The sequence below is a fragment of the Paenibacillus polymyxa genome (genome assembly GCF_015710975.1).
GTDB lineage: Bacteria > Bacillota > Bacilli > Paenibacillales > Paenibacillaceae > Paenibacillus > Paenibacillus polymyxa.
This window is the reverse complement of the sequence record NZ_CP049783.1, coordinates 4,850,850-4,868,686: the sequence shown is the minus strand read 5'-3', so window position 1 is coordinate 4,868,686 and position 17,837 is coordinate 4,850,850. Positions and strand designations below refer to the sequence as shown.

General features: G+C 44.7%; 16 protein-coding genes. 5 read left to right on the top strand and 11 right to left on the bottom strand.

What is annotated here, in order from left to right; all coding sequences use genetic code 11:
- Nucleotides 1–44 precede the first annotated feature (44 nt).
- The 6 genes from G7035_RS22480 to G7035_RS22455 all read right to left on the bottom strand — a co-directional run bounded on the left by G7035_RS22480 (nucleotide 45) and on the right by G7035_RS22455 (nucleotide 6,025).
- Complete coding sequence (locus G7035_RS22480; RefSeq protein WP_019687329.1) at nucleotides 45–416, bottom strand: hypothetical protein; 372 nt, start codon at nucleotides 414–416, stop codon at nucleotides 45–47.
- A gap of 415 nt (nucleotides 417–831) precedes the next feature.
- Entirely contained in the window at nucleotides 832–1,938 is a 1,107-nt protein-coding gene (locus G7035_RS22475; RefSeq protein WP_019687330.1) for a Gfo/Idh/MocA family protein, read from the bottom strand.
- 74 nt (nucleotides 1,939–2,012) lie between these two features.
- On the bottom strand, nucleotides 2,013–2,741 hold the full coding sequence (locus G7035_RS22470) for a ThuA domain-containing protein (protein WP_016820829.1): 729 nt from the start codon (nucleotides 2,739–2,741) through the stop codon (nucleotides 2,013–2,015).
- Nucleotides 2,742–2,777: 36 nt separating this feature from the next.
- The gene (locus G7035_RS22465) at nucleotides 2,778–3,950 is read right to left on the bottom strand and encodes a Gfo/Idh/MocA family protein (RefSeq protein WP_016820828.1); all 1,173 of its coding nucleotides are present in this window, start codon (nucleotides 3,948–3,950) and stop codon (nucleotides 2,778–2,780) included.
- Between the two features lie 52 nt (nucleotides 3,951–4,002).
- Entirely contained in the window at nucleotides 4,003–5,064 is a 1,062-nt protein-coding gene (locus tag G7035_RS22460) for a LacI family DNA-binding transcriptional regulator (RefSeq protein WP_019687331.1), read from the bottom strand.
- A gap of 103 nt (nucleotides 5,065–5,167) precedes the next feature.
- Nucleotides 5,168–6,025, bottom strand: a complete 858-nt coding sequence (locus tag G7035_RS22455) for a GRP family sugar transporter (RefSeq protein ID WP_019687332.1) — start codon at nucleotides 6,023–6,025, stop codon at nucleotides 5,168–5,170.
- A 503-nt stretch (nucleotides 6,026–6,528) separates the two neighbouring features.
- Between G7035_RS22455 and G7035_RS22450 the strand changes: the two genes are divergently transcribed.
- Entirely contained in the window at nucleotides 6,529–8,763 is a 2,235-nt protein-coding gene (locus tag G7035_RS22450) for an alpha-galactosidase (protein WP_019687333.1), read from the top strand.
- 122 nt (nucleotides 8,764–8,885) lie between these two features.
- On the opposite strand, the gene G7035_RS22445 is transcribed toward G7035_RS22450, so the two are convergent.
- Nucleotides 8,886–9,872 (bottom strand): aldo/keto reductase, encoded by a 987-nt coding sequence (locus G7035_RS22445; protein ID WP_029515038.1) that lies wholly within the window; start codon nucleotides 9,870–9,872, stop codon nucleotides 8,886–8,888.
- 448 nt (nucleotides 9,873–10,320) lie between these two features.
- Between G7035_RS22445 and G7035_RS22440 the strand changes: the two genes are divergently transcribed.
- A complete protein-coding gene (locus tag G7035_RS22440) occupies nucleotides 10,321–11,232 on the top strand; it encodes an AraC family transcriptional regulator (protein ID WP_019687335.1) in 912 nt (303 codons plus the stop codon).
- 1 nt (nucleotide 11,233) lies between these two features.
- Complete coding sequence (locus tag G7035_RS22435) at nucleotides 11,234–11,611, top strand: TetR-like C-terminal domain-containing protein (RefSeq protein WP_019687336.1); 378 nt, start codon at nucleotides 11,234–11,236, stop codon at nucleotides 11,609–11,611.
- 105 nt (nucleotides 11,612–11,716) lie between these two features.
- Here G7035_RS22435 and G7035_RS22430 read toward each other — a convergent pair whose 3' ends face one another.
- Nucleotides 11,717–12,712, bottom strand: a complete 996-nt coding sequence (locus G7035_RS22430; RefSeq protein WP_019687337.1) for a Gfo/Idh/MocA family protein — start codon at nucleotides 12,710–12,712, stop codon at nucleotides 11,717–11,719.
- A 1-nt stretch (nucleotide 12,713) separates the two neighbouring features.
- Entirely contained in the window at nucleotides 12,714–13,733 is a 1,020-nt protein-coding gene (locus G7035_RS22425; RefSeq protein WP_019687338.1) for a Gfo/Idh/MocA family oxidoreductase, read from the bottom strand.
- A 180-nt stretch (nucleotides 13,734–13,913) separates the two neighbouring features.
- On the opposite strand from G7035_RS22425, the gene G7035_RS22420 reads away from it, so the two are divergent.
- Nucleotides 13,914–14,780 (top strand): MurR/RpiR family transcriptional regulator, encoded by an 867-nt coding sequence (locus G7035_RS22420; protein ID WP_016820820.1) that lies wholly within the window; start codon nucleotides 13,914–13,916, stop codon nucleotides 14,778–14,780.
- Nucleotides 14,781–14,890: 110 nt separating this feature from the next.
- On the opposite strand, the gene G7035_RS22415 is transcribed toward G7035_RS22420, so the two are convergent.
- Nucleotides 14,891–15,196 (bottom strand): ArsR/SmtB family transcription factor, encoded by a 306-nt coding sequence (locus G7035_RS22415; RefSeq protein WP_014599797.1) that lies wholly within the window; start codon nucleotides 15,194–15,196, stop codon nucleotides 14,891–14,893.
- 111 nt (nucleotides 15,197–15,307) lie between these two features.
- Here G7035_RS22415 and G7035_RS22410 point away from each other — a divergent pair, with 111 nt between their 5' ends.
- Nucleotides 15,308–16,471, top strand: coding sequence for an MFS transporter (locus G7035_RS22410; protein WP_019687340.1), 1,164 nt, complete (start codon nucleotides 15,308–15,310; stop codon nucleotides 16,469–16,471).
- Between the two features lie 125 nt (nucleotides 16,472–16,596).
- Here G7035_RS22410 and G7035_RS22405 read toward each other — a convergent pair whose 3' ends face one another.
- Complete coding sequence (locus tag G7035_RS22405) at nucleotides 16,597–17,724, bottom strand: NAD(P)/FAD-dependent oxidoreductase (RefSeq protein WP_019687341.1); 1,128 nt, start codon at nucleotides 17,722–17,724, stop codon at nucleotides 16,597–16,599.
- Between the last annotated feature and the right edge of the window lie 113 nt (nucleotides 17,725–17,837).

Below are 17,837 nucleotides of genomic sequence, written 5' to 3'. Positions count from 1 at the left end.
GAAAATACTACGAATAGCCGATGTTTGTTACGGGCACGATTCAACTAACTCTGCAAAATTCGATGCAGTAATGCCTCTCCCTCATTCTTAAACCTTCGCTGTTCCTTCAGAAATTCAGGAACATCTTGCAACCGGGAAGGTCTGTACCCAGGACCGCCACACCCACAGGAATGGTAAGAGTATCTGTTTCGATACAGAAGCTCTACCTTTTTCCACTGCTTGATATCCGTTTGCTTCGGGGCCTGAAAATCATGACCCATGTCATGCATGGGCGTCTGGCATTGCGGACAGACATGTACAAGCCGCTCATATTCATCCTTTGGCATCTCAAAGCGGGATGTTTGCTTATACACCTTCCTACAAGTAAAGCAGGCAAAGATATCTTTGTATGGACCGTACATTGCATATCTACACATATTTTCACCCTCTTCAAAAATTGAAATTGATCTGATATTTTTCTTGTATTATCAGAATACATTCACAGCGCCACCGTATTAAGAATACATTGATGTCCAGCTGATGTTTCTTTTATATTAGAGCGAAATTACAGAACTAATCAAGCTAAAAGGTCCGTTCTAGCGCATTCCTCGTAGTAGTGATGTTATTTTTTATAGCATAAAAATCTTGTTCAAGGCTCGAAATGATTGTAGCATGATGTCTTGAAAGTTAACTAAGAAGACTCCTAAGCCGCAGTCAAATCGGGGCTGGAGCCTTCTTTTTTAAGTAATAAATAGTCAAAGCAGAATGTGCAAATCCCAGACCGACTTTTGGGACAGCCCTCCAGTCTTATAATTCTTGTATGCTGCAGGTCAGCTTCAGACTGATACTCGTTTACACATCTAATGTATACAAGGGCAGGTTTTCCGGTAAAGCCGACGGGCGCTGACAGGTGCTCTGCATCGTATATAAGGTCTCTTGATCGGAAGAGTCATGGAACGCCCACATCGCTTCCAGCACATGGTAGGCCAGTTCCCCGCTAGCGCGGTGAGGCCGTCCGCTACGGAGAGCATAGGCCATATCGGCAACACCGATACCCCGTGTATTCTCCTTGTATCCCGGCTGCAGCGGTGCCTCTGTCCATTCTTGCTCGCCTAACAGTCTATAGCGAACTGGTCCTCCGAACGTGTTCGGGTCAGGCACCTGTAGCGTGCCATGCGTTCCATATACCTCGATCGGTGGCAGAGTGCTTCCACCAAAGATGTCAAAGCTGGTAATCAGCGTGCCGACAGCCCCCTGCTTAAAGCGCAGCAATCCGGCTACATGGGTCGGAATATCGACTGGGATGGTCTGGCCTTTCTTTTTCTCGCTCGTAATTGTTCGCTGATCCATCGCCTTGCTGGTCATGCCCGAAATGGTGGCAATCGGTCCCAGCAGTTGTACCAGAGCCGTCAAGTAATAAGGGCCCATATCAAACATCGGGCCGCCGCCGACTGCATAATAAAATTCAGGATCGGGATGCCAATGTTCATGCCCACGGCTCATCATGAAAGCTGTAGCAGCTACTGGATTCCCAATGACACCGTCCTCAATCAGCTTCAATGATGTCTGTATACCGGAACCGAAGAAAGTTTCCGGTGCGCAGCCAACAAGTAGTCCTTTTTGACGAGCAAGATCCAAGACAGCCTGGCCCTGCTCACGGGTGACGGCAAGTGGCTTCTCCACATAGACATGCTTGCCAGCCGCAAGAGCTCTGAGACACACCTCGGCGTGAACGGCCGGTATGGTCAAATTAATGATAAGTTCGATCTGCGGGTCAGCTAAAATCTCATCTACTGTATATACGTTCGGAACGTTGAACGCTATCGCCTGCTCCTCTGCTCGACCTTGGTCCAGATCCGCTACTGCGAACAGCTCCAGAATGTCGAAACGATGGCAATTTTCCATGTAAATTCCGCTAATTTTACCACATCCGATAATGCCTACTTTCATTTTGTTCATGCTGGACTCCCTTCTCCTTTAGAAAAAATGGATAATGGCGTTCTTTTATTACATCGGATACCATCCTGTTCGCGCTACTGCTGCTGGTTGTCTGCCATACCCGTGTATGCCTCTGCCAGCGAGCTACCGTAGCTGGTCGCTGCCTGTTTGCCTGCCGCGGTCCACAGGAACCCGCTGCGCATCATCTCGGTCACTTGAGGTATATCTATGATATCTGCGTGATGACCTAGCGAATTGTAGAATACGCGTCCGCTTCCCCACCGCTTTGTCCATACAACAGGCATATCCACCGGCCCATTAGCCGAATGAGGTCCCGGTACGACCGGGAAGCGTGTGGTTGCCAGCACCTCAACTGCAGGGTCTACATGGAGGTAGTACTGCTCGCTTTTGACCTGAAAATCCTCAATATGGTCCAGCAGCGGGCTGGAGCCACGCTTTATGTTCACCATATACTCCACTCCATCATTACCGGGATGAGCAACCCATTGCCCACCTGTCATGAACTGCCAGTCCACGTTGTTCCGAAAGGCATCACACATGCCACCGTGACAGCCTGCCAGACCTACACCGCTTTGAACCGCTGCTGAGACATTATTGACTAGTTCCTGCTCGATCTGGCCCATAGTCCACATTGGAATGATCAGGTCCAGGCCAAGCAGTTTCTCCGCATCCTGGTAGGCATCAAGGGTATTAGACACCTCCACCTCGAACTGTTCTTCCTTTAAAATGCGTTCAAAAATAGCCGCCACCTGCTCCGGCTCATGTCCGTTCCATCCACCCCATACAATCAGTGCCTTGCGCATCTATAATCCACTCACCTTTCGGAATGTGTTGTTATACTACATTTCTTCAATGGATACCCAGCGACGTTCCTTTATAGATCGTTCTACTGCTTCAAGCACAGCCTGACAAGCGACCCCGTCGTGGAAATTCGGCGAAGGTTGCCGTCCTTCGGAGATGGCACTCAACATCTCAAGCATCTCGTGGGTGAAGGTATGCTCAAATCCGATTGTATGTCCTGCAGGCCACCAGGCTTCGGAATACTTGTGTGCTGGATCGGTGGCGAGCACGCGGCGGAAGCCCTGAACGTCTTCCTCATCCTGTGTGAAATACACTTCCAGTTCATTCATCCGCTCAAAGTCAAACCGTACACTGCCTAGACTACCGTTGATTTCGAATGAATTTGTGCTCCGATGTCCGGCAGCAAAGCGTGTGGCCTCGAAGCTGCCCAGCGCACCTCCAGCAAAGCGTGCTAGGAACAGCGTGGCATCATCGACCGTCACTTCTCCCATTGGTGCATTGGCCTCGGTACTCCTTTTGGAGCTCAATCCGCTCATCTCCATAGCCAGCGGACGCTGTTTGATGAACGTCTCGCTCATGCCGATAACTTCGTCGAACTCGCCGACCAGAAACCGAGCGAGATCAATCAGATGGGCGCCAAGGTCTCCATGAGAGCCAGAACCGGCCACTTCTTTTTGCAACCGCCATACCAGCGGAAAGGACGGGTCCATGATCCAGTCTTGAAGGAAAAACGCACGGAAATGATAGATTTTGCCTAGGCGACCGCTTTCGACGAGCTGCTTCGCCAGCTGGACAGCCGGAGAAAAGCGGTAGTTGAAGCCAATCATATGGTTGACTCCTGCTTTCTCTGCTGCCTGCAACATGTCACGGGAATCTGCCAGTGAAAGCGCAAGCGGCTTCTCACAAAACAGATGCTTGCCATGGAGGGCAGCCTCGATAACAATTTCCTTATGAGCATTACTCGGGGCGTTAATGTCAATGAGATCAATATCGTTACGTTTCACTAGATCACGCCAATCCGTAACACTCTCGGTCCAGCCGAACTGGCGGGCAGCCGCCTGAACCCCCTGCTCGTTACGTCCACAGATGACGGACATCTCTGGCTGCAGCGGGGCATCTGGGAAGAACATAGGTAGACTACGGTAAGCGTTGCTGTGAGCCTTGCCCATAAATTTGTAGCCAACCATTCCAATACGAAGACGATTAGACATGTCGTGATCCTCCTTATAGGTATGAGTTTCAACGAATTATTGATGAATGGTGTTATTGACGAATGGATGACGCCCTGATAATCAGCTCTGTGGACAGAAGTTCTCTTATTGAGTCGCACCCAGTCGCAGTCAGTTCCAGAGCCGGAATGTGGTCCTGAGAATCGGGTATAAGCTTCGAGGCTGCAAGCTCCCCCATCTCATAAAAAGGAACACGAACACTGCTTAGTGGGGGAACAGCCATCTCAGCCGCATCCGAATCGTCATAGCCCACAAATGCTGGGAACTGGTCAATTGCCAGTCCGCGCTCACGGAGACCCTGCATTACGCCGAGGGCCATCCGGTCGTTCGCCGCAAATACGGCATCAATATCATCTAATTTGTCTGCGATGGTAGCCGACGCTTCCAGCCCGCTTCGACGACTGTAATTGCCTTGCAGAATCAGCTCATAGTCATATTCAATACCAGCCTCCTGAAGCGCGATGAGATAACCCTTCAAGCGCTCCGTACTGTTGGAATAGATATCCGGACCGTTGAGAAAGGCTATCCGCTTGCACCCCTGCTCAATGAGATGACTAACGGCCACCCGGCTTCCTTCTACATGGTTTGCATCCACTTCACAGAACGACTGCCCTTCGAAATGGTGATTCATGACACAGAACGGTCGCCCCTCTTGCTGAAGTCTCTTCAGAGCCTCCACCTCATCGTGGTCATCTCTTGCTCCAAGGATGATACAACTGTCCACCTTCTGCTGACGGAAAAGACTGCTGTAGTCCATCCGTTCCCCCGGTTTTCGGAATAATAGTAGTAGATCGAGCCCGCTGTCTCTGGCTTTATTGCCGATGCCGCTCAGCATCTCAGAGAAAAAATAAGCAGAGAACAGATGCGCCTTCGGGACATAGGGCATAACCACACCAAGATGGCCACTCTTGCTTCGGGCAAAGTTGCGGGCCAATGCACTGGGAACATATCCAAGTTGATTGGCAACGTCCAGGACCCTTTTCCGCGTATCTTCCTTAATAGGACCGGTCGCGTTCAATACTCGAGACACCGTCGCTTCAGACACGCCAGCGAGTTCTGCTACTTCCTTGCGCGAAACGATATTTCCCACCTCCAATCATTTTATGTACGCGCGTACATTTTCTCATGCTGCTATACCTCTGTCAATCCCGAAAAGCGTGCCCTATGGATATATAAGCTTTTTTCTCCACAAATTCTCTCTAGGGCTTAATCAGGCTGATCATTCCCACTCCTATCATCAGCACCGTAATTCCCACAAGTATAGCTATCCATTCCTGAGAGCTTTTCTTTTCCTTAAATATTAAAATGCTACCGACACAAGCAATCGCAATGCTCGCTTGAGAGATCGGAAAACTAGCCGCCATGCCGATCAAACCGTTGGAAATAAATAGTGCTAGATTAGCAATGCTCCAAACCAATCCTGTAGACAAATTGCGAAGTACTGGAGAGAATCGCAGCCGATGTTTGCCTTTCAGATTTATGACTATGGCCGAGCATAACATCCCGAGCGATTGCGGCAGAATGATGGACAGCTCCAATATATTAAAGTACTGATTGATAACTACATAACTGCTTAACGCTAACCCGGAGCAAACCAGCATCATAATAATTCGTAACGGCAAAGGCTTAGACAGCCCAGCAGACTTGCCCTGATAGCTGGTGAATAGAACTCCCGCCAAAATACATAGAAGAGAACCAACACCCATCCCATATTGGTAACCTGTTATCCATTCACCCAAGATAAGTGCGGCAAATAGCGTCGTCCCTATCAACTGTAGACCGCAAATTACAGGAATGGCAATGGATGCGCTTACTTTTTGGAAAGATCGAAACTGGAGCAATTGTCCAGCGGCCCAGAAAATACCGGATATAAAACTTATCCCAAAAGGAATCGGTGCTAATGAGGCTGGCTGAATGATATACAAGCACAGAGCAAACAACACAGCACCAATAACAGTACCTGTCAGCTGTTCTCGGGGACTGGCTTTAGTCATATACGCCAATATCGGCATGACTCCCCAGCCGACAGCTGGAATAAAAGCAGTTATAAAATCCACGTGCCGTTCTCCTCCCGCAAAAAGTATTTTTCCTACAATCGTTAAAAATACCATGCAGGAAAAAAACAACAATTTTACGATAGCAAAAAAAACCGCTTTCAAATACTAATATTTTTATAGATTTATATAGTAAAACCAAAGAAGTTGTTCCCTATATGTGCTTCTCCCGCAATTATATAGAATCAGATCCAATATATTTTTAAGCTCTGAACTGGGATGTGTATCCAAATCCTGAAAATCATATTCTGGTCCATTCGCACCTTCCTCGTACTTTTCCCAACATAGAATCTATGTTTGTTAATTTATCACTATAGCATAAGTTAAGGATGACAAATAACAAGAAATAAGGTTGAACCTAACTATAAATCCCCTTTGGAAGATTCTTTGTTTTTCCCATAATACGCTTAAAAAAAGTAATGTATTTTCTATCCCTGGCTTTGTTATGCTGAGTTCAATAATAACGCTTTCAACAGGTCTGTTATATTTTGAAAGGAGCTATGTACATGGCTAGTATACAAGTTAACCCAAAGGAACGTACATTTCACTTAACGAACAAATACTGCAGTTATCTTTTCCGTGTCATGGAGAACGGGCAATTGGAGCATTTATATTATGGCAAAAAAATGGAGTACCTAGGTCAATATGACCGTTTTATTGAACGAAGCTACCGCTCTGTGTCTGTCGGTGAGTTTGATGGCGACTTGGTAACATCATTGGAAAGCATTAAGCAGGAATTTCCTTCTTCGGGAAGTGGAGACTTTAGAGAACCAGCAGTTGAGATCATACAGGAGGATGGTTCTCATATAATGGAGTTCATATTTGACCGTTACGAGGTCATCACGGGGAAACCTAAAATCCCCCATCTCCCTGCTACGTTTTGTAAGGAAGCAGATGAAGCAGAGACACTCCTGATCACGCTGACCGATTCCCTTACAGGGGCGGTTGCCGTACTTGCTTACACCATCTTCAGTGAACTGCCTGTAATCACGAGATCCGTATCCATAACGAACTCCGGAAATAGTACTCTGAGAGTCAACCGTCTAATGAGCATGAGCCTTGATCTTCCTGACTCCGAATATGAATTTATTCATTTGTCGGGGGCATGGGGTAGGGAACGACATGTGGAGCGTACACCACTCAGACCAGGTGTTCAGTCCATTGGGAGCACACGAGGAATTAGTAGTCATATTCACAATCCATTCATGGCGCTTGCCAAACCGGGGTCTCAGGAACACCAAGGAGAAGTATATGCAGTTAATCTCGTCTACAGTGGAAACTTTCTTGCCCAGGCGGAAGTGGACAGCTACTCAACTACCCGACTGAGCCTCGGTATTCATCCTGACAAATTCTGCTGGACTCTGAAGCCTGGAGAATGTTTTTATACGCCTGAAGCAGTTATGGTCTACTCACAGAACGGTTTGAACGGAATGAGCCAGGCGTTCCATCGCCTATACAATAAACACTTAATTCGTAGTAGCTGGGCCGAACGGGAACGACCTGTATTAATCAATAACTGGGAGGGAACCTACTTTGATTTTACCGAGAAGAAAATAGTGGATATGGCTAAAAAAGCAAGTGAACTAGGGATTGAGCTCTTTGTCTTGGATGACGGTTGGTTCGGTCAAAGAAACAATGATACTTCCTCACTCGGTGACTGGTTTGAAAATCGTGAAAAGCTACCGAACGGAATCTCGAATTTGGCAAAGAAGATCAATGAGCTCGGTATGAAATTCGGTCTTTGGTTCGAGCCGGAAATGGTTAACTCCGACTCTCATATTATGAGGGAACATCCAGACTGGGTTGTGGGAACACCCGGGCGTAAACGCAAGCATGGACGGCATCAGTATGTTCTTGATTATTCCCAACCGCCTGTTGTGGATTACCTGTTTAAGTTAATGGATGACGTACTTTCTTCTGCTCACATCGAATATGTAAAATGGGATATGAATCGCTGCATTTCAGAAGCCTATTCATTATCACTTGGCAAGGAAAGACAGGGCGAGTTTTTCCATCGTTACGTCCTAGGCGTGTATGCTTTATATGAGAAGCTGATTACCAAATACCCTGAGATTTTGTTTGAGTCCTGTGCTTCCGGTGGAGGACGGTTTGATCCAGGGATGCTTTATTATGCTCCGCAAACATGGACGAGCGACGATAGCGAAGCTATTGAACGTCTTAAGATTCAGTATGGCACTTCCATGGCCTATCCGCTTAGCAGCATGGGTGCTCATGTGTCAACCATTCCGAACCACCAGGTAGGCAGAACTGCACCACTACAAACCAGATCAAATGTCGCCTACTTCGGTGTATTCGGTTATGAACTTGATCCATTGGCTTTGACCGAGGAAGAGTGCAGTATAATCAAAAAGCAAATACAATTGTATAAACGTCACCAACGATTAGTTACCCAGGGAACGTTTTACCGTCTGCTAAGTCCTTTTGAAAAAAATGAGACAGCTTGGATGACTATTGATGCAGAACGTGAGCATGCTCTCGTCGGCTGGTACCAGGTACTCTCGCGCCCCAATGCAGCTTATTCAAGGCTAAAGCTCATCGGACTGGACGAAAAGGCAGTATATTTCGTGGAAGAACTGGACCGACGTTTTACAGGCAGCGAGTTAATGAACATCGGACTTATACTCACTCCGCCTTATCAGGCTGACCAGGATTTTAATATTGCAGAGAAATATGATTTTTCATCTCAATTATTCACTTTAACTAAAGAGACTTCCTCTTAAACATATCGTACCGGGTGAAATCATTTTCGTGTAAATCCGATGATTTTACCCGGTACAACTCTCTGAAAACAAGGACTCTTTCAATTCATTCTTCATAGCTACGAAAGACTTGAAGAATTAAATCACAGACCTGTTCTTCTCTCCAACTCCTCTGTATATCTCGCGCCCATCAATGTGATTTGTGAAGCTGCGTTGCTAATGTTCCGCACATCTTCAGACGTAAGCTGAAGGCTCAACGCACCTAGATTTTCTTCCAAACGACTCAATTTCCGCGTGCCCGGAATCGGAACGATCCACGGCTTTTGGGCAAGCAGCCAGGCGAGTGCAACTTGGGCTGGTGTTGCCTTTAACTGCTCAGCCATCTCTTTAAGCAGGTCCACCAGCACCTGATTGGTCTCTAGCGCTTCTGAAGTAAAACGCGGAAGAATATTGCGCAAATCACCATGACTGAATGTCGTGTCTGCGTTAAAACTCCCCGTTAGGTAACCCTTGCCCAAAGGACTGAACGGAACGAAGCCAATGCCGAGCTCTTCAAGCGCAGGAAGGAGTTCCTCTTCTGGACGTCTCCACCACAGAGAATATTCACTCTGAATTGCAGTGAGCGACTGAACGGCGTGTGCTCGACGGATCGTCTGGACTCCTGCTTCAGATAATCCCCAGTGCTTCACCTTTCCTTCTCGGATCAGATCTTGCACGGCTCCCGCTACCTCTTCAATTGGCACATCTGGATCGACCCGGTGCTGATAATACAGATCGATGGCTTCAATCTTGAGACGTTTAAGCGATGCTTCGGCAACTTTCTTGATATGCTCAGGGCGACTGTTCATACCGAACTGCTTGCCATCCTGAATATGGAAGCCGAATTTCGTGGCAATCACGACTTGGTCGCGAACAGGAAGAAGCGCTTCGCCTAAAAGTTCCTCATTCGTATAAGGTCCGTATACTTCGGCGGTATCAAAGAAAGTTACGCCGCGCTCGACTGCTTCCCGAATGACTGAGATCATTTTCTTTGGATCAGAAGCTGGGCCATAACCGTAGCTCATTCCCATGCATCCAAGTCCCATCGCAGAAACTTCCAGACCGCTATTTCCCAATTTACGCTTTTGCATCATGAATTCCCCTTCCTTTAATACAATTTTATCTTTATCGAGCAAGTGAGTTGGTAATTATAGATGTTAATTATCTTTGTTTAGTTAATTGGCTTACGATTCTGTCAAGAGAACTATTATATAATTGTTTGAAACCTTCATGCTCTTCAAACTCTATTAATGTGATAAGCCTTTGAACCAATAAGTTCCTAAACCAACGATTCAAATGATTCATCTTCTCCCTCTGTTGAAAATTGTTCTTGTTAAATGCCGTTATCTTGAACCCACTTCCTATTCCGTTATCCACCTCCTTGCTTGATTCTGTGAGTTTAGTTTTATTATGCCAAACAGAAGAAGCAAAGCGTTATCTCATTTGTCTTAATTGATTGCCTGATCCTATCACCACTACTTTTGTTACAGGCAGTTGCGTTTTATAATGGAGCAAGACAAACTCGCAAGGAGGATTTGAATGTCGGCGAACATTCTTGAACAACAAAAAGAGCTCACCAGTTTGATCGAGCGTCACTCACTTCAAAATAGTTCGAGGGAAACAGCAATTCCTTCCCTTTTTTTCTATCAGCATTCCAGCAAAACCGAGCCTGTTTACCGGGTTTACAAACCTTCCTTTTGTTTTGTTGTTCAAGGTTTGAAAGAAATTTTGCTGGCACAGGAAAATTTCAAATATGGACCTTCCGATTATCTGATCGCGTCTATGAATCTGCCAGTGATCGGTCAAATTATAAAAGCTTCTCCAGGATCTCCTTACCTAAGTCTCAAGCTCGAATTTACCCATAATCAGATCCTTGAGGTACTGAACGATTCTAAAATCCAGGTCAAATTAAAAGAAAACGCCAAACGTGCCTTATTCGTCGGCCGAATGGAACCGTCTATTCAGGATGCTGTGCTTAGACTTGCCCGCCTGCTGGATACTCCAGAAGAAATCCCGTTTCTCGCCCCACTCTACACAAAAGAGATTCTGTACAGACTCCTTCAGGGCCCCTATGGAGCCGAATTGGCTCAGATTGCGGTCGAAGGAAGCAGCACCTATCGAATCCGGGAAGCTATCGACTATATTGTTCAACATTGGGATCAGTCTTTTCGGATCGAAGATCTTGCAGAGACCGCCAGTATGAGCATTTCCTCATTCCATCGGCATTTTAAAGAAGTAACCTCCATGAGCCCGATCCAGTTTCAGAAACAGCTGAGACTTCAGGAAGCCCGTCGTATCTTAATGGCTGAATCGGCGGATGCCGCGGATGTCGCTTACAGGATTGGTTACGAGAGTTCTTCCCAATTTAGCCGTGAATACTCTCGCATGTTCGGTGCTCCCCCAAGAGCGGACATCAAGCGATTGAGGGAAAAATACGACCAGGTCCTATGATTTGCTGGATAAGCTGATCGCCACACATATTGATGAACTCCGAAGATTGTGCAATGAATCGGCCCATTTGAGCTTTACAGAAGCCGAAATGATCTGGTTTGAATATTTTGAGGCTAATTATTTATTTTTCTCCACAATGCTGGTGAGTAAGGGCGCTCCTTACTTCCGCACTCAATTCCTTGAATTTATGATGGATGAACTTCGGGAAGAGGTCGACATGAATGAAGAGAGAAATCGAGGATTAAACAAAGAAGTAGTTGTCCGTTATGCAGCGTCCGCTGTAGTGGGGATCATGGAGTGGTGGTTTATGAACGAAAAACCTCTCCCACCGGACGAGATGGCCGAGCAAATTGGCATGCTTTTAGACCGGAAATTGTGAATCTGGGCGAAAAAAGAGTAGCAGACGTATCTATCTGCTACTCTCACATCCATGAGTCAGAAGCAGCTCAAGCGAGTTGCTTCTTCAATTTTAGGTACAAGTATTTTAAAGATTATGTTTATCAGGACCAAACACAAGATTCGCCGACTGTTTGGCCTCCTCAATGACATTCATAACCTTTTCGCTATGTTCAAGCATATCCGAGACCTTTTCCAAATCGTTGTCACGGATGATACGGTCGAATTCAACGAATTCGTCATACATACGATGCGAATGATCCTTCAGATCCACACGGATGGGCGTTTCCTTATTAGGAGTGTATTCAAAATAATCGCATATATTAGCTGAACTCGCCATGTGTATATAGCCTTTATTGCCTTGAATGTTCACTGCATTGGGTGCCGTACTGTCTTTTGAACCTATGCAAACACACTTAAAATTGCCGTAATCAAGTAGCAGTATGCCTGAAGTATCAATTCCACGTTCCATGTTCGCCAAATATTCTACCTTCTTAGGGCTCCCGAAAAGGCCAACAACAAAATGAATATTGTATAAATTGATATCCATCAAGGCTCCGCCAGACATTTCTGGATTAAACGCAGGCTGGATTACTCCCGATTTAAAAGCCTCATACCGAGATGAATATTGAGAATAGTTACATTCAACTATTTTAATCTCACCAAGCTTAGGCAGATACTCCTTCATGGAAAAATAATTTTTCAAATATTGATTCGTAATGGCTTCCACCAATACCAGTTTTCTTTGCTGAGCAATTTCTTTTAGCTCTAGAAATTCATGCAAATTGGATGTGAACGGCTTCTCACAAATGACATGTTTACCACTCAGTAATGCTTCTTTGGCATATGAATAATGAAGATGATTAGGCAACCCAATATAGACAGTATCAACGTCATTATTCATCAGCATTTTGCTGTAATCCGAATAAATCTGAGAGATTCCATATCTACGTTGCCAATCTAGTAATTTCTCCTCATGGCTAGGTCTAGAACAAATGGCCTTTAATAAAATAGTCGGGATTTCCTGAATAAAGCTCAATAGATCCCCTACAATCATTCCTGCTCCGACAATTCCCAATTTCATTCTAGTTACACTCCTCTATACCCTTCTCAAGTATTTCCATTGAAGTTATTGTTTCTTCATCTGTAATCGCTTTTTCTTTGCCGTGTATGATCGAATGATAGAGATCGTCATATACTCGGGCATAATCTCCTTTTTCAGAAACAACTTTTTCTTCATGGTACTCTCCATCGTCATCCAGGTACGTTAAAATGCCATAATGCTCAGGCTGGTCGATGCCGAAATCGGCGTGTCCCTTAGGCAGATAGTATAATTTAAGATGCTCCTCCTGACGATCCTTTGTCTGCTTTATAAAAACGCCTTTTTTGCCGTATACTACAAAACTCGGCCGCTCTTTTAAACGAAAAAAGCTGGATTTGATGGATACCTTGAGTGAAGAATAATAAAAATCCAGATCAAAATAATCATTCATTCTTCCAGAACCGAGCAATTGGCGCACATCGTAATGGATCGTGTCAGGCTTCCCAAAATAGGAAAGAACCTGGTCAATGGTATGAGCGCCATGTCCATAAAGGTAACTGTTATATTTGGAAAAATGAGAGGTGGAGTTGGGGGTTTCAGGGCGATAATAATCGAAATGCATTTCCACCTCCAGCAAATCACCGAGTTTTCCTGATTCAATAACCTTCTTTGTAGTGAGGAAATCCGAATCGTAACGTCTATTCTGATAGCACTGTATAATCAGATTTTTCTCCTTGGCATATTGGAAGATGGACACAGCTTCTTCTTTCGTTAACATAAAGGGTTTCTCGACAAGTACATTTTTTCCGTGGTCGAGTGCCATTTTCGCATAAGTGTAGTGAGATTCTACAGGTGTACAGACAACAATCAACTGAATTTCCTTATCGTTCATTAGAGAATCAAGATGATCCGTATACTGAACGCCTGGGGTTTTCTCCCACTCCCCTTTATCTGGATTACGCGCGTAGATCGTCTTTACGTTCAAATGATCTCTGGTCAATGAAAAAGGAAGATGATACCGATTGGTACTTTTGCCATTCCCAATATAACCGATAGTAAGCATATTAATTCCCCCTAGGCTCTTTTTCATTTATTATAGTAGAAGAACGTCGATCGTAAAGAATTTGCCATCAAAATGGTACATTTAACCGAATATTTGTAAGCATGGCGGCTTGTTTTTAAACAAAATGTTTATTTGGTATCTTTTGTAAAACGTTAGTTCAATTGAACCGGGGGGAACATGTTGAAAATACTGATGCAATTATCTGAAATGCAAAACTTTACACCAAACGAAAAAAGCATTGCTTCCTATATTTTGGTCCACAAGGAAGCGATTCTGCACTTAAATATTCAGGAGCTTGCCAAAGCTACGTATACTTCGCATTCCGCCATTAATCGATTAATTCACAAACTTGGGCTATCCGGCTTCAAGGAGTTTATCATAAAACTCGCTCGGGAATTTCAGCAAGATACCCAGAATATATCCAATGTGGACCCTAACTATCCATTCGGGATTGATGAAACCCCACTTCAAGTGGCGAAAGAAATTGCAGAATTAATGAAGGAAACGATTGAAAAAAACTTTACATTCATGGATGATAACTTGCTGTCACAAACGGCTCAGTTGCTGGATCAAGCGAACAGGATCTTTATATATGCGTTAGGCGATTCACAAATCCGAGCGAAAAGTTTTCAGAATAAATTAGTAAAAATCAACAAATACGTGGTTATAGCCACAGAGCTGTCTGAATGGGCTTATCATACGGCTAATCTAACTACAGAGGATTGCGCTATTTTCTTAACTTACCACGGTAAGTCACCGATTTTTTTAAAAGCGGCACGACATTTTACGCGTGAGAATATCCCTTTTATCACCATTACAGCTACCAATCAAAGTGAGTTGGCCAAACGAAGTAGTATATGTATCCAGGTGCCTAATGACGAAGTAAAGCATGCTAAGATTGGTACATTTTCGTCGCAAATTGCCTTTGACTATGTATTAAACGTGATTTACTCCTGTATCTATAAAATTGACTACTTGAAAAATATGCAAACCCTAACACAATCGTTGGAGAATTCGCATCTCAATGACATGATGAATGACGTGTAGAGGGATCAGCTTCTCTCTAACTGCAAAATAAGCGGAAATTTATAATTATATATGGTTGTTCTTCGACAAATAAGGTCTAGTTAGTTTTATGCTAACTAGACCTTTTTCTATTATTGCTTCAAGCCCATCAGTACGGCCGACAGCAAGCTAGGAAAGCGTTCATTCAAATCATCGTAACGGATAGAGATAAAGCGTTGGGTTCCCTCTATTCTCGTATGAATGACCCCTGATTCCCGAAGAACCTTAAAATGATGAGACAAGGTTGACTTTGGAGCTGAAATATCTATCGAGCTACAGGATTGCTCCCCTTTTTCGTCTAAAATCTGGATGATATTAAGCCGAATGGGGTCACTTAGAGCATATAAAACTGTAGGTAGAGTAATTTCAATTACGTTGGGATGATACAGCGTTCTCAAGATCCGTTCACCTGCCTAACAAAGAATTATAGTTGCATTATAGCATATTGGAATGCTATATTTCTATTATTCGAAAATATTCGAACTATAGAACAAATGGAGGGTTTCGTTTTGAATAAAATTATCACCTTGTTTTTCTTGATCATGTTTTTCATTGGTACAGATACGTTCATTGTGTCGCCTCTTCTACCTATTCTTCGTGAAAGCTTCGGCATTTCTATCGAACAATCAGGCTGGATTGTTTCAGCCTATGCTTTAGGGTATGCTCTGTTTGCCTTAATTGCAGGACCGTTGTCAGATGCATGGAATCGAAAAAAAGTACTACTGTTCGGCTTACTTGGTTTTGGTATCTTCACTCTACTTTGCGGCTTTGCCGTTGATTTTTGGACCATGTTTGCTTTTCGCTTATTGGCTGGCATTAGTGCCGCTTTTGCCTCACCTCAAGTTTGGGCAGCCATTCCTCAGTTAGTTCAACCACATAAAGTGTTAAAAGCCATGGGAGTTGTCACCGCAGGATTAGCTTTTTCCCAAATGCTAGGCGTTCCCATTGGCAGCTATCTCGCTACCGCCGGGTGGCAAACACCCTTTATTATGATTGGTTGCTGCACCTTCCTGATCGTTATTTGGACTGCTGTTCTCTTGCCCGCCTTGCCTCCTTCTATACAGAAGCAAAAGGCTCCCTCGATTAGGAACAGATACCGTTCATTGCTGCAGGGGTCAACACCTAAGGTCGCTTTTCTGGCCTACTTCCTGTTCCAACTCGGAAATTTTGCTGCCTTCTCTTTTATTGGCACATGGCTGTCCGACAAATTCAGCCTCAATGTTGCAAATATTGGTACGGTGATATTATTCCTTGGTTTAGGAAATACGATCAGCAGCTTATTTGGGAGCAGCTTAGTTAACAAAGTGGGGCCTAAGCACTCTTTGATCTATGGCGTAATTTTCATCGGTCTGCTTTATTTGCTTCTGCCCTATTTACCTAGTGTGACCTATGTCGAAATTACATATTTTCTGATCTTCCTTATCCTTGGAATGATTTTTCCGCTTATGATGAGTATGCTTCAAACCTTGTCTGCCACAGCACGCGGAACAGTCTCATCACTTGCCAATTCTTCTATGTATTTTGGAACGATGGTTGGCTCTTTCACAGCAGGAATGCTATACGCGCACAGCGGTAGTTTTATTTCCGTTAGCCTGTTTTCTGTGATTTGTTTCGGTGTGTCACTAATCTTGTTCCTACGTAGCGGGGTTTTACTAGGTCTAAGACTAAAATAGAAACGAGTAACCTTAAAAAATCGACATAAGCTCTATCTTTGGGCCAGGAAAAGAACTTATATTATTAGAAAAGCCGCCAGTATGGCGGCTTCTTATGCATATCTACTGTTGTCCAGCTTCTAGGATCAACCTTCATCAATAGCATTTCGAATATCATAATCATCGATGTTGATATCCAAATCCATTCCCAGTGCTAACTTTGCCAGTTGGCTTCCAATAAAGGGACCCATGGTCAGCCCGGATGCTCCAAGCCCATTGGCAGCTATAAGGCCGTTCCAGCCAGGGACAGCTCCAAGCACCGGTAGAAAACCGGGGGTAAACGGACGAAAACCGACTCTTACCTCCTGAAAAGTGCTGTTTACTAAATCAGGTGCTAATTCTAAACCTTTATTTAGGATTTCCTGCATCCCGCCTGCTGTTACTCTTGTATCGTAGCCTTCGATTTCATTCTCGTGAGTTGCCCCAATTACGATCTTCTGTTGATCAAACGCCAACAAGTATTGATCAGTAGGCGGCATGATTACAGGCCAGGTGCCGGTATCTTGTTTGACAGGAACCTGCAAATGCATAATCTGTGCCTTTTGAAAACTAACCTTAAAGCGAATGCCCAACGGCAGCATCAGTTGATTGGCCCATGCACCTGCACAAACAATGACTTCGTCAGATGAGAAGCTGCTTGCGCCGACCGTTACTCCGGTTACATGGTCGGAATCATACTGAAGCGCAGCATCCCCATGGATAAGGGTTGCCCCATTTCTTTGGGCTGATCGGATCAACGCATCACGCAGCGCTCGACCATCTATACGAGCGGCACCGCTAATATGAACAGAATGATAGTGATCTACTAACAAGGGAAAACGTTCATGGGTTTCCTTTTGATTTAGTTGCGTAATTTCGCCGATTTCTGGTGCATCTGTATGTCGTAAGCGTGCCCGTTCCTGCATTTTTTTAATTTTCTCCGAATCATCATGAATACTGAGAGCCCCGACTTGAGCATAGCCAGTTTCTGTTTCTCCCTCGCTTTTGAGTTCTTCAATCAACCCGGGGTAAAAACGTGCGCCTGCTTTGGCTAGCTGGTACCAAGCCTGATTGCGTCGCTGTGATAGCCAGGGACAGATAATGCCAGCAGCTGCATCTGTCGCCTGTCCTTTATCTTTGCGGTCTACAAGAATGACATCAGCGCCCATTTTTGCTAACTGGTATGCTGTCGATGCCCCCAGAATTCCTGCTCCGATTACGATAACCTTCTTCATGAATACATCCCTTTCCTAAATCACTGTATCCATTATAGCGAATACTGCATGAATGCATAAAGTTTGAAACATTAATATTTCAATCCTTATAAAGTTCTTAGAATTGATCTGTA

Bases quoted from the DNA above. Each gene is read 5' to 3' on its own strand.
- G7035_RS22480 (WP_019687329.1), bottom strand. From the start codon at position 416: ATGTGTAGATATGCAATGTACGGTCCATACAAAGATATCTTTGCCTGC.
- G7035_RS22475 (WP_019687330.1), bottom strand. From the start codon at position 1,938: ATGAACAAAATGAAAGTAGGCATTATCGGATGTGGTAAAATTAGCGGA.
- G7035_RS22470 (WP_016820829.1), bottom strand. From the start codon at position 2,741: ATGCGCAAGGCACTGATTGTATGGGGTGGATGGAACGGACATGAGCCG.
- G7035_RS22465 (WP_016820828.1), bottom strand. From the start codon at position 3,950: ATGTCTAATCGTCTTCGTATTGGAATGGTTGGCTACAAATTTATGGGC.
- G7035_RS22450 (WP_019687333.1), top strand. From the start codon at position 6,529: ATGGCTAGTATACAAGTTAACCCAAAGGAACGTACATTTCACTTAACG.
- G7035_RS22445 (WP_029515038.1), bottom strand. From the start codon at position 9,872: ATGCAAAAGCGTAAATTGGGAAATAGCGGTCTGGAAGTTTCTGCGATG.
- G7035_RS22440 (WP_019687335.1), top strand. From the start codon at position 10,321: ATGTCGGCGAACATTCTTGAACAACAAAAAGAGCTCACCAGTTTGATC.
- G7035_RS22430 (WP_019687337.1), bottom strand. From the start codon at position 12,712: ATGAAATTGGGAATTGTCGGAGCAGGAATGATTGTAGGGGATCTATTG.
- G7035_RS22425 (WP_019687338.1), bottom strand. From the start codon at position 13,733: ATGCTTACTATCGGTTATATTGGGAATGGCAAAAGTACCAATCGGTAT.
- G7035_RS22405 (WP_019687341.1), bottom strand. From the start codon at position 17,724: ATGAAGAAGGTTATCGTAATCGGAGCAGGAATTCTGGGGGCATCGACA.